Consider the following 17707-nt stretch of genomic DNA (forward strand, 5'->3'; position numbering starts at 1 on the left):
CAGAACGAATGGAAAAAATGGGGCCCTAGTGGCACGGTAGTCGCTGTGGGCAACAGGGGTAATCATGGACGACTTATCGCCGAGCGACCTGAAGACCATCCTTCACTCGAAACGGGCCAACATCTACTACCTGCAGTACTGCCGGGTGCTGGTGAACGGTGGCCGTGTCGAGTACGTCACCGACGAGGGGAAGCAGTCCCTCTACTGGAACATCCCGATTGCCAACACCACAACACTGCTACTGGGAACGGGAACCTCCATCACCCAGGCCGCGATGCGGGAGCTGGCCAAGGCCGGGGTGCTCGTCGGCTTCTGTGGCGGAGGGGGAACTCCGCTGTTCAGCGCAAACGAAGTGGATGTAGAGGTTGCGTGGTTCAGCCCGCAAAGCGAATACCGGCCGACCGAATACCTCCAGCAATGGGTTCAGTTCTGGTTCGACGACACCCGCAGGCTGGCCGCCGCCCGTCGCTTCCAGCTCGCTCGCCTGGAGCGGATCGAAGCCATCTGGCTGCGCGCCAGGACGCTGCCGAACGAAGGCTTCGATGTCCCCGAGGATCAGCTACGCACGCTCCTTGAGCCCATGGAGAGCGCCATCCGCGCGGCCGCGACCAACACCGACCTGCTGACCCTGGAGGCACGACTGACCAAACAGCTGTTCGGCCTGGCCTCGCGGACGGTGGGCTATGGCGAATTCACCCGTGCCAAACGCGGCTCCGGGACCGACCCCGCGAACCGGTTCCTCGATCACGGCAACTATCTTGCCTACGGGCTCGGCGCGACGGCGACCTGGGTGCTCGGCATTCCGCACGGCCTGGCGGTACTTCACGGGAAGACGCGCCGCGGCGGGCTGGTGTTCGATGTGGCCGACCTCGTGAAGGACGCCGTGATCCTGCCTCAGGCCTTCATCTCCGCCATGCGCGGCGACGAGGAACAGGACTTCCGCCAGGCCTGTGTGGATCGGCTGACCCAGGTCGAGGCACTGGACTTCATGATCGACACCCTGAAGTCGGTCGCCCAGGAGGGCGGGATGGGCACCGCATGAACGTCCTGTTCATTTCCCAGTGCAGCAAGAACGCCCTGCGTGAAACCCGGCGCATTCTCGATCAGTTCGCGGAACGCCGCGGCGAACGGACCTGGCAGACCCCCATCACCCGGGAAGGGCTCGACACCGTCCGGCGCATGCTTCGCAAGAGCGCGCGGCGCAACACGGCCGTTGCCTGCCACTGGATCCGTGGACGCAACCAGAGCGAGGTTCTGTGGATTGTCGGCAATGCGAGCCGGTTCAACCTCCGCGGCGCGGTTCCGACCAATTCGACGACCCGCGATGTGCTGCGCAGGCACGACGAAAACGACTGGCACACCGGAGAGGACATCAAGCTGCTGGCCGCCATGGCCGCACTGCTGCATGACCTTGGCAAGGCGTGCGCGGCTTTTCAGAACCGGCTTACCGCGCGGGGCAACCCCGGACGCAACGACTACCGCCACGAATGGATCAGCCTGCGAATGTTTCAGGCATTCGTGGGCGACGACGATGACCGGGGCTGGCTCGAACGCCTGAAGGACACGGCCCCGACCAGTGATCAAGACTGGATAGACGGTCTTCTGCGCGACGGGCTGGATCAAAAGGGCGGCTCCCCCTTTCGGACACTTCCACCGCTGGCAGCGGCGATCGGCTGGCTGGTGGTTAGCCATCACCGTCTTCCGCTGCTTCCGGACGACGACGGTCGCCCGGGCGGAAAGATCAGCGGATTTCGGACCGAAACCCTGCGAGGGCTTCCGGACATCATCGAGGCCAACTGGAACGAACAGCCCGGCGAAACCCGTCAGGCAGCCATAAGGCCCTATTGGGAATTCCGCCATTCGCTCCCCACGAGCAGCGAGAAATGGCATCTGCGGGCCCGGCACATCGCCGAACGGCTACTGGACCGACGGGCACACGCCGGAGATAACTGGCTCGACAGGCCCTATGTCATGCACGTGGCCCGCATGAGCCTCATGCTTGCCGACCATCACTATTCCAGCGTTACCGACCCGAGAAAGCGACTCAGGGGTGATCCGGACCACCGGCTGTACGCCAACACCAACCGCGAAACCGGACGGCTCAACCAGCCACTGGATGAACACCTGATCGGGGTGGAGGCCCATGCGCGTGCCATTACCGGCGCCCTCCCCGGGGCCGAGCAGCACCTGCCCCGCATCGCCCGGCACAGGGGCTTTCGCAAGCGTGCGTCCGACCCCCGATTCCAATGGCAGAACCGGGCATTCGATCTCGCCACCTCGCTGCGGGAACGCGCATCCGCCCAGGGTTTTTTCGGCATCAACATGGCTTCCACCGGGAGGGGCAAGACCCTGGCGAACGGCCGCATCCTGTATGGACTGGCCGATCCCGAGCGAGGAACACGCTTCTCCATCGCCCTGGGCCTGAGGACCCTGACGCTGCAGACCGGACAGGCCTATCGCCAACTGCTCAACCTGGGTGAGGATGAGCTGGCCATCCGCGTCGGTGGAGCCGCCAGCCGCACCCTGTTCGAACACTTCGAGGAACAGGCCGAACACCACGGATCGGCCTCGGCCCAGGAATTGATGGACGAGGACGGCCATGTCTACTTCGACGGCGACTTCACGAACCATCCGGTCCTCCGTCGCCTGAGCCGCGACCCGGCCACACGTTCCCTGATCGCCGCACCCATCCTGGCCTGCACCGTGGACCACCTGACGCCCGCGACCGAGAGCCTGCGTGGCGGCCGTCAGATTGCGCCCATGCTGCGGCTGATGAGCAGCGACCTGGTGCTCGATGAAATCGACGACTTCGGGCTGGAAGACCTGCCGGCTCTCACACGCCTGGTCCACTGGGCAGGACTCCTGGGCTCCCGGGTGCTGCTGTCGTCCGCAACGCTTTCACCCAGCCTGGTGGAAGGGCTGTTCGAGGCCTATCGCGAGGGACGGCGGGAGTTTCAGCGCAACCGCGGTGAACCCGGGCGTCCCGTCAACATCGCCTGTGCATGGTTCGACGAATATTCCGCCCAGCACCAGGATTGCGCGGACCAGCCGCAGATCGCGGCCGCCCATCGCCAGTTTGCGCAGGCCCGCAAGGCCCGGCTGGCCCGCGAACCGGTTCGCCGCAGTGCCACACTGGCCCCGGTTGCCATTACGAGCACCGAATCGCGCGAGGAGACCCGACACCAGTATGCGGACGATCTTCGTGAGCATGCACTGGAACTGCATCGGCAACACCACGCCACGGACCCCGAAAGCGGAAAGCGAATCAGCTTCGGACTGATCCGGCTGGCCAACATCGAACCCCTTGTCGATATTGCGCGCCATATCTTCCGGGAAGGCGCCCCGGAAGGACACCGCCTCCACCTGTGTGTCTATCACTCGCGTTTTCCGCTGGTGACCCGGTCGGAAATCGAAAGAAACCTCGACACGCTGCTGAACCGGAAAGCCCCCGATGCGGTATTCCAGGCACCGGCGGTGCGCCGGCTTATCGACTCCAGCCCCGAACCGGACCAGCTGTTTGTCGTGATCGGGTCGCCCGTGACGGAGGTGGGGCGCGATCACGACTACGACTGGGCCGTCGTGGAGCCATCCTCGATGCGTTCGATCATCCAGCTTGCCGGGCGTGTCCGGCGTCACCGGGAGCCGGCCAACAGTTGCCCCAACATCATTCTGCCGCGGAAAAACCTGAAGGCGCTGGAAACCCCGAACAAACCGGCCTTCTGCCGTCCCGGCTTCGAGAGCGAGACGCACCGGCTGCGCAGCCATGATCTTCAGGAGCTTCTACGCCAGGAAGAATACGCCCGGGTGGACTCCATCCCCAGAATTCTCGAGCCCGAACCACTGCAGCCGACGGGTTACCTGGTGGACCTCGAACATGCACGCCTTCGCGACACGGTCGCACCCCGAGACACCGGACCGTCACCCGAGACCCTGTCTCCCAGAGAACGCCGGGCATGCAAGTCCGACAGCCCCCCGCCGCTGAACGCCGCATCCTGGTATCAGGTTTCCCGCGCCAGCCTGACCGGCACGCTCCAGCGCATCCAGCCATTCCGCGAGGCGTCCGCGCTGGAGGAGATCGAACTGGTCCTGATGCCGGATGACAGCGGCGAAGACTGGCAGCTGCAGCAGATCTGGAGCGCCCCGGGGAAACGGGGAAAGTCGGTCTATATCGATGTCGAGAAGAGCCTTCTCCTGCGCGAAGACCTGGAGGACAACATCGGCCCCCGAACCGACGTCTGGATCACGAGCCCCTACATGGATGCCCTCACGAGCCTCGCCGACGAGCTGGAGATGCCTCTCGAGGAATGCGCCCGGCGCTTCGGGACCGTCTCGGTGCCGAAGCACGAAAGCGGCTGGCGTGTTCACGACACCCTTGGTTTCACCGTGCGGCATCCGGCCAGGCAATAAGACGGAGACGACGAAACACTTCACCCATCACAAGATTCAACCCCGGAACCCCAATATGCATTCAACCGGCACAGGAGCAGCCTGACATGGAAAACGTGGAGGTCAAAGCGCTCCGAACTCTGATCGAGAGATTCCTGAATGAGCGTCTGCAGACCAAGATCGAGAAACTACAACCGGACGACCCGAAACGGGACGAGCTACAGCAACACCACCTGCGCGAGAACTGGGTGGCTGATGCCGCACGCCGGGTCGGCCAGTTGCAGATCGTCACGCACAGCCTCAAGCCGGTTCATCCGGACGCCAAAGGCACCAACCTCTACCGGCCACCGCACAAGATTCCGGATCATCCCGAGATCGGCAGCCATCTGCTGGGAAACGATTTCGACGAAGACGTCGTCGGTAATGCCGCCGCCCTCGACGTGTACAAGTTCCTCAAGCTCGAGCACGAAGGCAGAACGCTGCTAAGCCGCGCATTGGAGGGGAATGAGGAGCTGGCTGTCGCCTTCAGCGACGACCAGGACCAGGGCCGCGAATGGATGCGGGCCTTCGCTGCCATCGCCCGGCCCCGTGACACGGAGGCCTCCCACACCCTCGCCAAACAGGTTTTCTGGCTGGTCGGAGAGGACCCCACCAGAAACCAGGACTACCACCTTCTGGCCCCCCTGTACGCGACATCCCTCGCCCATCGGGTGTACCAGACCATCAATGAGCACCGGTTCTCGGACGAAGCCAAAGCCGCGCGCAAGGCTCGGCGCGAACGCGCATACAGCGACAGGGGCTACCATGAATACCCGCGCCTGGCCGTACAGAAACTCGGTGGCACCAAACCGCAGAACATCTCCCAGCTCAACAGCGAGCGTCGCGGGCAGAACTATCTGCTCGCCTCCCTGCCGCCCAACTGGATCAGCCGCGATGTGCGCCCGCCACTGCATGTCGAGTCCGTGTTCCCCCGACTGTTCGGCAGACGGCGCGGAGCCCGCGACACCTCCAGAGAACTCCAGCGCTTTCTGGCCACGGACCCACCGGCCAATGCCGACACGCGCCACAAACGCGACCAATACCTCGAGACGCTGATCGACGAACTGCTGCTGTTCGCCTCCGAGCTGCACTCCCTGGACCCCGGGTGGAGCGCGTCACCGGAGTGCCGGCTGAACCGTGCCGAGACGCTATGGCTGGACCCGTGGCGCGGCGAAATCGACGAAGACTTCGCGCAGTGGCGCGCAAGCGATGAATGGGTCGAGGAAGTCAGCCACCGCTTCGGTAACTGGGTAAACGCACAACTGGACCGGCAGTTGCCCGTGGGCGACCCCGAACACCGCCACTGGATGGACTCCCTGCGCGAGGTACTTTCCCATGCTTGACGAACCCCAGCACCTGCTGGAAATCCCCCGATTGCGGGTGCAGAACGCGAACGCCATCTCCAGCCCCATGACCTGGGGCTTCCCGGCCATGAGCGCTTTCGTCGGGCTGATGCACACCCTCGAGCGCTCACTGGTCGATCGCGGCGTGGACATCGTTTTTGATGCCGTCGGTGTCATCTGTCACCGGATCGAGCCCCAGATCACCGAAGACACGTTCCCCATCACCTTCCGGCTGACCCGCAACCCCGTTGGCAAGGATGGAGCGACCGCGGCCATTGTGGAAGAAGGGCGAACCCACCTGGAGATCACCCTCGTATTCGCCGTGCGTGGCGATGCCGGGCCCGATGTGGCGCAAACCGCAGAGCATCTCGTCCATCAGCTGCGTATCGCCGGCGGAACCGTACAGCCCCCCCTGCACGACAAACAGCGCCGCTGGCCGTCCCGGATCATCCCGATGTCAGACGATCCAGCGAAGAGGCCGAACGAATACCGGCGGCTGCTCCGGCGCTGGTTGCCCGGCTTCACCCTGGTCGCTCGCGATGACCTCCTGCAAGGCCATCTGCAGAATCTGCGGCAGGAAGATCCTGAATGTTCCCTGCTGGACGCCTGGCTCGATCTTGCGCGCCTGAATATGGAGTGCCGAACCCAGCCGCCGGAAAACGACGAGGAGGAACCCCGTGCCCAGTGGGAGGCTCGCCTCCCGCGGGAGACAGGCTGGTTCGTACCTATCCCCGTCGGCTACGGGGCTCTCGGTCCGCTGCTAGACCCCGGCACCGTAAAGGCAGCAAGAGACCTCGAAACCCCATTCCGTTTTGTGGAAAGCCTGTACTCGATCGGGCAGTGGCTAAGCCCCCACCGCCTGACTACGCCGACACAGCTCCTGTGGTACCCGGACAGCGACCCGGACCAGGGGCGTTATCGCCTGCAAAACGACTTCACCCGACACAACACCCCCGCCTGATTCGAGAGGAAACGACATGGCCAAAAACGCTGAACTCCACACCGCTTCCGTCCTCGCCTTTGAACGCAAGCTCGACCCGTCCGATGCCCTGCTCTTCTCCGGGCAGTGGGATCACAGGGACAACCCCCAGCAATGGGCACCCGTGCCGGTACGGGAAAAATCCGTTCGGGGCACCATCTCCAACCGCCTGAAGGCGAACAAGCAGGATCCGGCAAAACTGGATGCGCAGATCCAGAACCCGAACCTGCAGACCGTGGACGTGGCAGCCCTGCCCGCTGACCAGGACACCCTCATGTGCCGCTTCACACTCAAGGTCCTGGGTGGTACCGGAAAGCCCTCGGCCTGCAACAGCGCCCCCTACCAGGAAAAGCTCCAGACCATCGTCCGCGGGTACGTTGAAAACCACGGCTTTTCGACCCTGGCCCGCCGGTATGCCCAGAACATCGCCAACGCGCGGTTCCTGTGGCGCAACCGCATGGCGGCGGAGGCCGTGGAGATCCGGGTGAATCGAAAGGAAGAAGGCGAAACCAACAGCAGCTGGACGTTCGATGCACTGCAGATCCCCCTGCGCGGCTTCACGGCGGAAGGCGACGCCGAACGCGCCCTGGGCGAGCTGGCCGAGGTAATCCGGCAGGGTCTTTCCGGCGAAAGTTTTGTCCTCCTGGAAGTCACCGCATTCGCCCGCATGGGCGCCGGCCAGGAGGTGTTCCCCTCGCAGGAGTTGATTCTCGACCGCGACCAGCACAAAAAGAGCAAGACCCTCTACACCGTTGATGGCGTCGCCGGCATCCATTCCCAGAAACTGGGTAACGCACTCCGGACCATTGATACCTGGTACCCACGTGCGGCAGAACACGATATGGGGCCGATCGCGGTGGAGCCCTACGGCTCGGTCACGACACAGGGGACCGCCTTCCGTCAGCCCAAAGAAAAGGCGGACTTCTACACACTGCTGGACAACTGGATCCTCAAGGACCAGGAGCCGCCGGAAGAGCAGCAGCACTTCGTGCTGGCTACCATCGTTCGCGGCGGCGTGTTCGGCGAGAAGGCGGACTGAACCATGGATCATTACCTCGACCTTCGAGTCATGCCGGACCCCGAATTCAAGGAGACGACCTTGCTCGGGGCATTGGTGAGCAAACTGCATCGCCGACTCGTCAGCATGTCAGCCGACGACATCGGCATCAGTCTCCCCGACCACGAGCAGGAGCCTCCGCTCGGCCGTCGACTGCGTGTTCATGGTACTCAGGGGCGCCTGAACCTGCTCATGCAGGATGAATGGCTGGGCGGCATGCAAAGCTTGGTGGATGCCACCCCGGTACAACCTGTCCCCGACCAGGTCACCTATCGTCCCGTGCGGCGCCGTCAGTACAAAACCAATGCGGAGCGCCTGCGCCGACGGCGAATGCGCCGGCATGGAGAAAGTTACGAAGAAGCTCGGCAGCATATACCCGACACGGTCGAGCGGCGGGTCAACACCCCGTTCCTGAGCGTGCAAAGCGCCAGTACCGGACAACGCTTCAGCCTGTTCATCGAACACGGGCCGCCCCAGCAACACGCCTCGCCCGGCCGCTTCAACACTTACGGGCTAAGCCAGGACGCCACCGTTCCGTGGTTTTGACCCTTTTTCCGGGCGCACCCATGTTGCGCTCGGAAATCAGTGAGATACGCCATCCCTCCGGCAAAGGGTGAAAGCCGATCACTACGCAATAGTTCTTTAACAATCAGCGATATAGAATCAACATGCTCAAGTTAGCTGCCGCACAGGCAGCTCAGAAATCTATAACTTTTGTGTGGAACTCCCTAACTGTGTTAGCTGCCGCACAGGCAGCTCAGAAACTGAGATCAGCGTCCCTGAGATTAGCGCCCCCGTTAGCTGCCGCACAGGCAGCTCAGAAATATACTTGGAGTTTTTCAACGATTACTCAACCGTTAGCTGCCGCACAGGCAGCTCAGAAAAGTACCAGCCAAAGTATTTTCTGCTGGAAAATGTTAGCTGCCGCACAGGCAGCTCAGAAAATGACTGACGAAGCTACTGAGATGCTCATTAAGTTAGCTGCCGCACAGGCAGCTCAGAAACGATCGGCCGACCGTCGATTCGGGCGAGGAACGTTAGCTGCCGCACAGGCAGCTCAGAAATAATGGCTGGGCGACCGACAAAGTACAACGAAGTTAGCTGCCGCACAGGCAGCTCAGAAAATCCGCGCGCGCAGCGCCAACCTGCGTGAGGGGTTAGCTGCCGCACAGGCAGCTCAGAAATTGAAGATGGCCACCACGAACATGCCAATCGAGTTAGCTGCCGCACAGGCAGCTCAGAAATGGATCAAATCAGGTTCCGTGAAGAGCTGACCGTTAGCTGCCGCACAGGCAGCTCAGAAACCGTCTCCCCACGGGGCTTTTTTTCGTCTAGAGTTAGCTGCCGCACAGGCAGCTCAGAAATGACCCGTACCGATGCGCAGATATTCGCGGGAGTTAGCTGCCGCACAGGCAGCTCAGAAATCAGACGAGCGCTGCGGTCAGTGCGACCATGGGTTAGCTGCCGCACAGGCAGCTCAGAAACCAGAGATTAGCGCCCCTGAGATTAGCGTCCCGTTAGCTGCCGCACAGGCAGCTCAGAAAAAACAGAGCCCCGGCAATCAACAGCACCACACGTTAGCTGCCGCACAGGCAGCTCAGAAAACACCGTCAGGCTGCTCCACTTGCATCTCCAGGTTAGCTGCCGCACAGGCAGCTCAGAAATCACGGAGCTGGCGGACGCTCGCGCCGGTATCGTTAGCTGCCGCACAGGCAGCTCAGAAATCAGGGGCAGCCGGTGCGGCAGGAGCCTCAGGGTTAGCTGCCGCACAGGCAGCTCAGAAAACGAACAGACAAGCACCGTCCTGCGTGACCTCGTTAGCTGCCGCACAGGCAGCTCAGAAAATGGGGGAGCCACTGTTGGCGCTGATAGCCTTGTTAGCTGCCGCACAGGCAGCTCAGAAAAATCGTCACGACCGAACATGCCACCGGGGTCAGTTAGCTGCCGCACAGGCAGCTCAGAAAGCACACCGTGGACATGCAGATGAACCCGGTGAGTTAGCTGCCGCACAGGCAGCTCAGAAAACGGATGTCCGGGCCCTGGTCGACGTGCATGAGTTAGCTGCCGCACAGGCAGCTCAGAAATACACGGCGCAGGAGCTCCTGGAGGACTGGGCGTTAGCTGCCGCACAGGCAGCTCAGAAAAGCTCCAGCTCAAAGCGATCCGCGATCTGCTCGTTAGCTGCCGCACAGGCAGCTCAGAAATTGAGCCGTCTGCGCGAGCGGCTGCTGGAGCGGTTAGCTGCCGCACAGGCAGCTCAGAAAACCCGCCCCGGTGACTACTGGTACCACATGGTGTTAGCTGCCGCACAGGCAGCTCAGAAAACCATCACCGACAGCGACACCCGCGCCATCCCGTTAGCTGCCGCACAGGCAGCTCAGAAAACCAGATCCGCCGTCTTCGAACGCCCGGACACGTTAGCTGCCGCACAGGCAGCTCAGAAATCATCCAGGCGCACCGCCTGGCCCGCCGTGGCGTTAGCTGCCGCACAGGCAGCTCAGAAAACATCACCGGGCTCGACCTGGTGGGCGAGACGGTTAGCTGCCGCACAGGCAGCTCAGAAAGACCGCGACCGCTACACCGGCGTGATCGCCCAGTTAGCTGCCGCACAGGCAGCTCAGAAACGAGGTGCGGGCAGACTGCGACACCGCCGAGGGTTAGCTGCCGCACAGGCAGCTCAGAAAACCCAGGGGTCGCGGATGGGCACCGTATCCCCGTTAGCTGCCGCACAGGCAGCTCAGAAAGTCCGAGGCCGCCAGCTCCGGCGGCTCGCTGCGTTAGCTGCCGCACAGGCAGCTCAGAAAGATCCACCAGGTCCAGTACAACGCTCGCTTGCGTTAGCTGCCGCACAGGCAGCTCAGAAAACCCCGCGACCGTGTACGTCACCCCGCGAGAGGTTAGCTGCCGCACAGGCAGCTCAGAAAAGCTCGTTCGGCAGCATCCCCGCCATGCGCTGGTTAGCTGCCGCACAGGCAGCTCAGAAAAGCATGGACATCATGCGCGAGGTGTCCGACTCGTTAGCTGCCGCACAGGCAGCTCAGAAAACCTGATCCAGCCCGGAGCGCCGGCGCAGCTCGTTAGCTGCCGCACAGGCAGCTCAGAAACCCTCGATTGCGGGCCGTTGGCGAGGCTGGCGGTTAGCTGCCGCACAGGCAGCTCAGAAAAGCCCTCGCACCACCTCGCCTCGCCTCCTCGCGTTAGCTGCCGCACAGGCAGCTCAGAAATCTCCCAGTGGTGCAACGAGGCGCGCCGCGTTGTTAGCTGCCGCACAGGCAGCTCAGAAAACCACATCGTTGCGCAACCCCAGGATGGTCCCGTTAGCTGCCGCACAGGCAGCTCAGAAAACCCTGCGCCGGAGCGACGGCGACCAGCACCGGTTAGCTGCCGCACAGGCAGCTCAGAAAGATGCGCAGGGCGAAGGTGCCGCGCGGGCCTTGTTAGCTGCCGCACAGGCAGCTCAGAAAACCGGAACAGACCCCGCGCGATCGTCCGATCCGTTAGCTGCCGCACAGGCAGCTCAGAAACATCGCCCGACGAATCAGACCGAACACGACCAGTTAGCTGCCGCACAGGCAGCTCAGAAATCGGGAAAGGTACAGCCGAAAACGTTATCCAGGTTAGCTGCCGCACAGGCAGCTCAGAAAGAATCCGCCAACGATTTCGGCGTCGGCGAAGCGTTAGCTGCCGCACAGGCAGCTCAGAAAATCTCGAAGGCGACCACGGCGACGTTGCCCTGGTTAGCTGCCGCACAGGCAGCTCAGAAAGTTTTTTTCGGCGATCCGCTCATACCCCAAAACGTTAGCTGCCGCACAGGCAGCTCAGAAATTGAGCTCGACGGCCAGGCGGCCGTTGGTGGCGTTAGCTGCCGCACAGGCAGCTCAGAAACACGTGAAAGCCGCCGATGCGGCGGGTAGTTTGTTAGCTGCCGCACAGGCAGCTCAGAAAAACCTGATCGGCACGGTCGAGAATGGCCAGAAGTTAGCTGCCGCACAGGCAGCTCAGAAACTTCAGCTCAGCGGCAAGGCCCGACAAGACGAGTTAGCTGCCGCCCAGGCAGCTCAGAAATGGGCGCCTCCCCTGTGCTTGCGCCCCCGACCGTTAGCTGCCGCACAGGCAGCTCAGAAAAATGGTGCAACGCGGCAGAACGACAGCAAGCGGTTAGCTGCCGCACAGGCAGCTCAGAAATGCCACTGGTCGGGATCTAAACGCGACGCGAGGTTAGCTGCCGCACAGGCAGCTCAGAAAATTGGCTCAGGACAGGCAGTGGGACACCTATCGTTAGCTGCCGCACAGGCAGCTCAGAAAAGGGTGCGCCGGCGCAGCATGGCCTTCAGGTGGTTAGCTGCCGCACAGGCAGCTCAGAAACCCTCGATTGCGGGCCGCTGGCGCGGCTGGCGGTTAGCTGCCGCACAGGCAGCTCAGAAATTCCGGCGTACCAGGACTACACCGCCCGCGCCGTTAGCTGCCGCACAGGCAGCTCAGAAAATGATCGCGCGGGCCGACTCCGGTGATACCGAGTTAGCTGCCGCACAGGCAGCTCAGAAATCGTCGCTGCGCTTGATCGCTTGATCGCTTCGGTTAGCTGCCGCACAGGCAGCTCAGAAAGAGGGGGATACGCTCACTGCGATCGCTCGCACGTTAGCTGCCGCACAGGCAGCTCAGAAAAAGATTCATCGCGATCCGCGCTTTCCTACCGGGTTAGCTGCCGCACAGGCAGCTCAGAAACGAGTTTGTGCGCTGGCTGTCGGAACAGATGCGTTAGCTGCCGCACAGGCAGCTCAGAAAAAGACCATGCTGGATTCCTGCAATGGACTGATGTTAGCTGCCGCACAGGCAGCTCAGAAAAAGCCAGATCTGCGTGGCGCTGCTGCACGGGTGTTAGCTGCCGCACAGGCAGCTCAGAAAACCTCGGTCACCACCTCGATGCCGAACGGATCGTTAGCTGCCGCACAGGCAGCTCAGAAACGGATGCGCTCGCGCAGCTCCGGCAGTGAAGCGTTAGCTGCCGCACAGGCAGCTCAGAAAATGTACGTCGACGCCAAGGGCGTGAGCTTCTTGTTAGCTGCCGCACAGGCAGCTCAGAAAACCGACGCCCACCGCTCCGAAAGCAGCCTGTCGTTAGCTGCCGCACAGGCAGCTCAGAAAACCAACGGGAACCCGCTGTTTCATTACGCCTTGTTAGCTGCCGCACAGGCAGCTCAGAAATACGGTCGGCGGTTCGGTCCGGACCTGAAGCCGTTAGCTGCCGCACAGGCAGCTCAGAAAGCCCAGGCCGCCCTTGGCCCCTACCTGCCGGAGTTAGCTGCCTGTGCGGCAGCTAACTGAGTGATGAATTATTGGGAAGGCCGCCTCGAGCTCGGCCTGTACCGCGCCAGACCCCGGAGCGCTCCCGCACACTAGAGAGCACTCCTGGCCAGGAGCTGGCTCTATCCCACCCAGATGGTCTTGGCGTTCTGGAATTCGCGGATGCCGAGTTCGGAGAGCTCGCGGCCGTAGCCCGAGTCCTTGACCCCGCCGAAGGGCAGACGCGGGTCGCTCTTGACGATGCCGTTGACGAAGGCGCAGCCGCACTCCAGGCGACGGGCCAGGGCCTCGCCGCGTACCGGATCGGCGGTCCAGACGCTGCCGCCCAGGCCGAAGCGCGAACGGTTGGCGAGGGTGATTGCGTGATCGGCGTTGCGCGCCCGGGTCACCGCGGCGACCGGACCGAAGGTCTCCTCGTCGAAGGCCGGCATGCCCGGCTCGACCGCATCCAGCAGTGTGGGCGGGTAGAAATAGCCCGCCCGCTCCAGCGGCTTGCCGCCGGTGACGAGCCGCGCGCCGGCGGCAACACTGCGCCGGACCTGGTCGTGCAGTTCGTCGCGCAGGTCATCGCGCGCCAGCGGCCCGATATTCGTGTCGTCGTTCATCGGGTCGCCGATCACCAGCGCCTCGATGGCCGCCCGGAATCGCTCGACAAAGGCGTCCGCAATCGATTCCTCGACGATGAAGCGCTTGGCGGCGATGCAGGTCTCGCCGTTGTTCTGAAAACGTCCGCGCACCGCCTGCTCGACGGTGTGGTCGAGATCGGCGTCCGCCAGCACGACGAAGGCATCCGAGCCGCCCAGCTCCAGCACCGAGGTCTTGAGCGCCTTGCCGGCCGCCGCGCCCACCGCGCGCCCGGCCCTTTCCGATCCCGTCAGGCTCACGCCCTGCACGCGGGCATCGGCAATAATGCCCTCTACCGCGTCCGACCCCACCGGCAAGTTCTGGAACACGCCCTCGGGCAGGCCCGCCTCGGTGAACACACGTTCCAGGTGTTCGGCACAGCCCGGGACATTGGAGGCGTGCTTGAGCAGCACGGTGTTCCCGGCAAGGGTCGCCGGGAGCGCCTGGCGAAAGGCCTGCCAGTAGGGGAAGTTCCAGGGCATGACCAGCAGAACGGTACCCAGTGGCTGCCAGGCGATGAACGAACGGCTCGCGTCGGAGGCGATCATCGTGTCCTGGAGAAAGTCCGGACCGCGGTCGGCGTAGTAGTCGCAGGCATTCGCACACTTGTCGACCTCGGCACGCGCCTCGACCAGGCGCTTGCCCATCTCCTGCGTGGCAGTGCGCGCCAGCGCCTCGCGCTGATCACGCAGCACGGCAGCCAGATCGCGCAGGCACTGGGCGCGTACCGAAGCCGGATGCCCCGCCCAGTCCTGCTGGGCGCTGGCCGCCCGCGCCAGCGCGGCCTCCAGGGCCTCCGGGCCCATGCGCGGGTACCGGGCCAGGGTTTCGCCGGTGGCGGGATTGATCGCGGTCAGGTCGTTCATGTCGAAACCTCGGTGGCGGGGAACGGTTGCGGAACCCGGTTTGAAGATTGACAGTCACCCGAGTATAAGACCACCCCCACTGGCTTTCGGAAGGACCTTGGGACCATGTCGATTGATTCGATTCGCTCTGTCTGCCTGCTCGGCGGCACCGGCTTTGTCGGCCACCAGATCATCCGCCGCCTGATCGATCGCGGTATCCGCGTGCGCGTGCTGTCGCGCCGCCCGCATCGACACCGGGACCTGCTGGTGAATCCCGAGGTGGATCTGATCGAGGGCAGCGCCCATGATCCGGCCACTCTGGAGCGGGCCTTTGCGGGCCAGGATGCGGTGATCAATCTGGTCGGCATCCTGAATGAACGCGGCCGCGACGGCTCGGGTTTTCGCGCCGCGCATGTGGAGCTGACGCAAAAGGCCCTGGCCGCCGCCGAGAGCTGCGGGGTACGCCGCTTCCTGCAGATGAGCGCGCTGAAGGCCGACATGGAGAACCCGCCGAGCCACTACCTGCGCACCAAAGGAGAGGCGGAACAGCTGGTATTCGCCTGCGACGCATTCGCGGTCACCGTATTCCGGCCATCGGTCATCTTCGGGCGCGACGACTCCCTCCTCAACCGTTTCGCCACCCTGCTGAAGATCTCGCCATTCATGCCACTGGCGCGCGCCGACGCGAAGTTCGCGCCCGTGTACGTGGGGGATGTTGCCGAACACTTCGTAGACTCCCTGGAGGCCCCCGAGACCTTCGGCGAGGGCTATGAACTGTGCGGCCCGAAGGCCTACACGCTGGAGGAACTGGTGCGCTATGTCGGTCGTCTCATTGGCCGGCGCCGCCCGGTGATCAAGCTGCCCGACTGGGCCGGCAAACTGCAGGCCAGCGTGTTCGAGTTCGTGCCCGGCAAGCCGCTGTCCCGCGACAACTTCGCCTCGCTGACCATCGACAGCATCTGCGAGGGCGACAACCGCCTGCCCTGCCCGACCCGGCTCGAGTCGATCGCGCCGGAATACCTCGGGGGCGGCCTCGAGGCCCGCAAGCAGGCCCTGCGCACCCATACGCGCGAGGTCGACCGCGGCTAGCGGCCGCGCGGACGCCATGCAGACCTATCTCGTCGGGGGCGCGGTGCGCGACCGGCTGCTGGGGCGCCCGGTGCACGAACGCGACTACGTGGTGGTCGGCGCCACGCCGGAGGCGATGGAGGCCGCCGGGTACCGCCCGGTGGGACGCGATTTCCCGGTCTTTCTGCACCCCACGACGCATGAGGAATACGCGCTGGCGCGCACCGAGCGCAAGACCGCGCGCGGCTACCACGGCTTCCAGTTCAACGCCGCGCCCGACGTCACGCTGGAAGACGACCTCGAACGCCGCGACCTCACCATCAACGCGATGGCCGAGGACGCCGACGGGCATCTGTTCGATCCCTACAACGGGCAGGCCGACCTCGAGGCGCGTCTGCTGCGTCATGTCTCGCCCGCCTTCTCCGAAGACCCGGTACGCCTGCTGCGCGTGGCCCGCTTTGCCGCGCAGCTGGAGCCCTGGGGCTTTCGCGTGGCCGACGACACGCGGGAGCTGATGCGCGAGCTGGTCACCTCCGGCGAGGTCGATGCGCTGGTTCCGGAGCGCGTCTGGGCCGAGTGCGAGAAGGCGCTGAAAAGCCCCGCCCCGCGCCGTTTTATCGAGGTCCTGCGCGACGCCGGGGCACTGGCCCGCCTGTTCCCCGAGATCGAATGCCTGTTCGGCGTCCCGCAGCCCGCGCGCTATCACCCCGAGATCGATACCGGCGTGCATACCCTGATGGTGCTGGACCAGGCGACCCGCCTCTCCGAATCCCCCGAGGTCCGCTTCGCCGCGCTGGTGCATGACCTGGGCAAGGGCAATACCGATCCCGACATCCTGCCCAGCCACCATGGGCACGAGGAGCGGGGAGTCCTGTTGATCCGCGCCCTGGCCGAACGCCTGCGTATCCCCAACCGCTATCGTGATCTGGCCGTGCGAGTCTCGCGCTACCACGGACTGGTACACCGGGTCTTCGAACTCAGGCCGAAGACGGTGATGAAACTGGTAGACGGGCTGGACGCCCTGCGTCGACCCGAGAATGTCGAGCCCTTCCTGCTCGCGGTGGAGGCGGATTTCCGCGGCCGCACCGGCTGGGAGGACAAACCCTACCCCCAGGCCGATGCGGTACGCCGCGCCGTCGCGGCGGCACAGGGGGTGCAACCGCAGGCCCTGATGGCCGAGGGATACAAGGGCAAGGCACTGGGCGAAGCGCTGGATCGCGAGCGCATCCGGGCAATCGCCGAGGCCCTCGACGAGCACCCCGCCCCGTAGGAGCCTGCTCGCAGGCGAAGCCCCTACCAAGGTCGGACGCGGGCAGGGGCTTCGCCTGCGAGCAGGCTCCTACTTGCCTGTTTCGGTGCGCCAACGTACTCTTTCGCCGCTATTGACGTACTCGAGGATTCCGCGATGGATTTCGCCCTGGCCCGGATGAACATGGTCGAACAGCAGGTCCGCCCCTGGGACGTGCTGGACATGCGCGTGCTGGACGTGATGGAAACGCTCCCGCGCGAACGCTTCATGCCGGACGCCTACAAGGCCCTGGCCTACGCGGACTCCGAGATCCCGCTGGGCCATGGTGCCCACACACTGCCACCGGTAGTGATCGGTCGCCTGCTCCAGGCCGCGGCCCCGCAACCGACCGAGACCGTGCTGGAGATCGGTACCGGCTCCGGCTACGTCACCGCCTGTCTCGCGCGCCTCGCCGCCCACGTCGACTCCATTGAACGCATCGACGAACTGCGTCTGAAGGCCCGCAACACGCTGGTCGACATGGGCCTGGAGAACACCAGCCTGCGCACCGCCACCGTGACCCCCGAGTGGGCTCCGCCGCGCGAGCGCTATGACGTGATCGTGCTGACCGGCGCGATGACCGAATACAACGACTTCCTCGAACGCTACCTGACCCTGGGTGGCCGGCTGTTCGTAATCACCGGTGACGGCCCGATCATGCAGGCCAACCTGATCACCCGCACCACCGAGGACAGCGTCCGCCACGATGTCCTGTTCGAAACCCGGGTGGAGCCGCTGGTCGGTTTCGAGCCGAAGCCCGCGTTCGAATTCTGA

The 17707-nt window shown here is 63.9% G+C and carries 10 protein-coding genes and 1 CRISPR repeat array; of the genes, 9 read left to right on the forward strand and 1 reads right to left on the reverse strand.

The genetic code is table 11. From position 1 onward, the window contains the following. Positions 1 to 64 precede the first annotated feature (64 nt). The 6 genes from cas1f to cas6f all read left to right on the forward strand — a co-directional run bounded on the left by cas1f (position 65) and on the right by cas6f (position 8350). Positions 65 to 1042: a type I-F CRISPR-associated endonuclease Cas1f gene (gene cas1f / locus TK90_RS12280; RefSeq protein WP_012983809.1), complete on the forward strand. Its 978-nt coding sequence runs from the start codon at positions 65 to 67 to the stop codon at positions 1040 to 1042. After that, entirely contained in the window at positions 1039 to 4407 is a 3369-nt protein-coding gene (gene cas3f / locus TK90_RS12285) for a type I-F CRISPR-associated helicase Cas3f (protein WP_012983810.1), read from the forward strand. The genes cas1f and cas3f overlap by 4 nt, the downstream gene beginning before the upstream one ends. 86 nt (positions 4408 to 4493) lie before the next feature. After that, entirely contained in the window at positions 4494 to 5768 is a 1275-nt protein-coding gene (csy1, locus tag TK90_RS12290) for a type I-F CRISPR-associated protein Csy1 (protein WP_012983811.1), read from the forward strand. Beyond that, the gene (csy2, locus tag TK90_RS12295) at positions 5761 to 6729 is read left to right on the forward strand and encodes a type I-F CRISPR-associated protein Csy2 (RefSeq protein ID WP_012983812.1); all 969 of its coding nucleotides are present in this window, start codon (positions 5761 to 5763) and stop codon (positions 6727 to 6729) included. The genes csy1 and csy2 overlap by 8 nt, the downstream gene beginning before the upstream one ends. Positions 6730 to 6745: 16 nt before the next feature. Beyond that, entirely contained in the window at positions 6746 to 7786 is a 1041-nt protein-coding gene (gene csy3 / locus TK90_RS12300; protein ID WP_012983813.1) for a type I-F CRISPR-associated protein Csy3, read from the forward strand. A 3-nt stretch (positions 7787 to 7789) separates the two neighbouring features. Further along, complete coding sequence (gene cas6f, locus TK90_RS12305; protein WP_012983814.1) at positions 7790 to 8350, forward strand: type I-F CRISPR-associated endoribonuclease Cas6/Csy4; 561 nt, start codon at positions 7790 to 7792, stop codon at positions 8348 to 8350. A 130-nt stretch (positions 8351 to 8480) separates the two neighbouring features. Continuing rightward, positions 8481 to 13129: direct repeats of the CRISPR family, unit length 28 nt; unit sequence GTTAGCTGCCGCACAGGCAGCTCAGAAA. A gap of 101 nt (positions 13130 to 13230) precedes the next feature. On the opposite strand, the gene TK90_RS12310 is transcribed toward cas6f, so the two are convergent. Further along, on the reverse strand, positions 13231 to 14598 hold the full coding sequence (locus tag TK90_RS12310; protein ID WP_012983815.1) for an NAD-dependent succinate-semialdehyde dehydrogenase: 1368 nt from the start codon (positions 14596 to 14598) through the stop codon (positions 13231 to 13233). A gap of 105 nt (positions 14599 to 14703) precedes the next feature. On the opposite strand from TK90_RS12310, the gene TK90_RS12315 reads away from it, so the two are divergent. From TK90_RS12315 to TK90_RS12325, 3 genes are all read left to right on the forward strand, one after another. Next, complete coding sequence (locus TK90_RS12315) at positions 14704 to 15666, forward strand: complex I NDUFA9 subunit family protein (RefSeq protein WP_012983816.1); 963 nt, start codon at positions 14704 to 14706, stop codon at positions 15664 to 15666. 16 nt (positions 15667 to 15682) lie between these two features. Beyond that, positions 15683 to 16915 (forward strand): multifunctional CCA addition/repair protein, encoded by a 1233-nt coding sequence (locus tag TK90_RS12320; protein WP_012983817.1) that lies wholly within the window; start codon positions 15683 to 15685, stop codon positions 16913 to 16915. A 135-nt stretch (positions 16916 to 17050) separates the two neighbouring features. Further along, positions 17051 to 17707 (forward strand): protein-L-isoaspartate O-methyltransferase, encoded by a 657-nt coding sequence (locus TK90_RS12325; RefSeq protein ID WP_012983818.1) that lies wholly within the window; start codon positions 17051 to 17053, stop codon positions 17705 to 17707.

Source organism: Thioalkalivibrio sp. K90mix (assembly GCF_000025545.1).
In the GTDB taxonomy this organism is placed as follows: domain Bacteria; phylum Pseudomonadota; class Gammaproteobacteria; order Ectothiorhodospirales; family Ectothiorhodospiraceae; genus Thioalkalivibrio.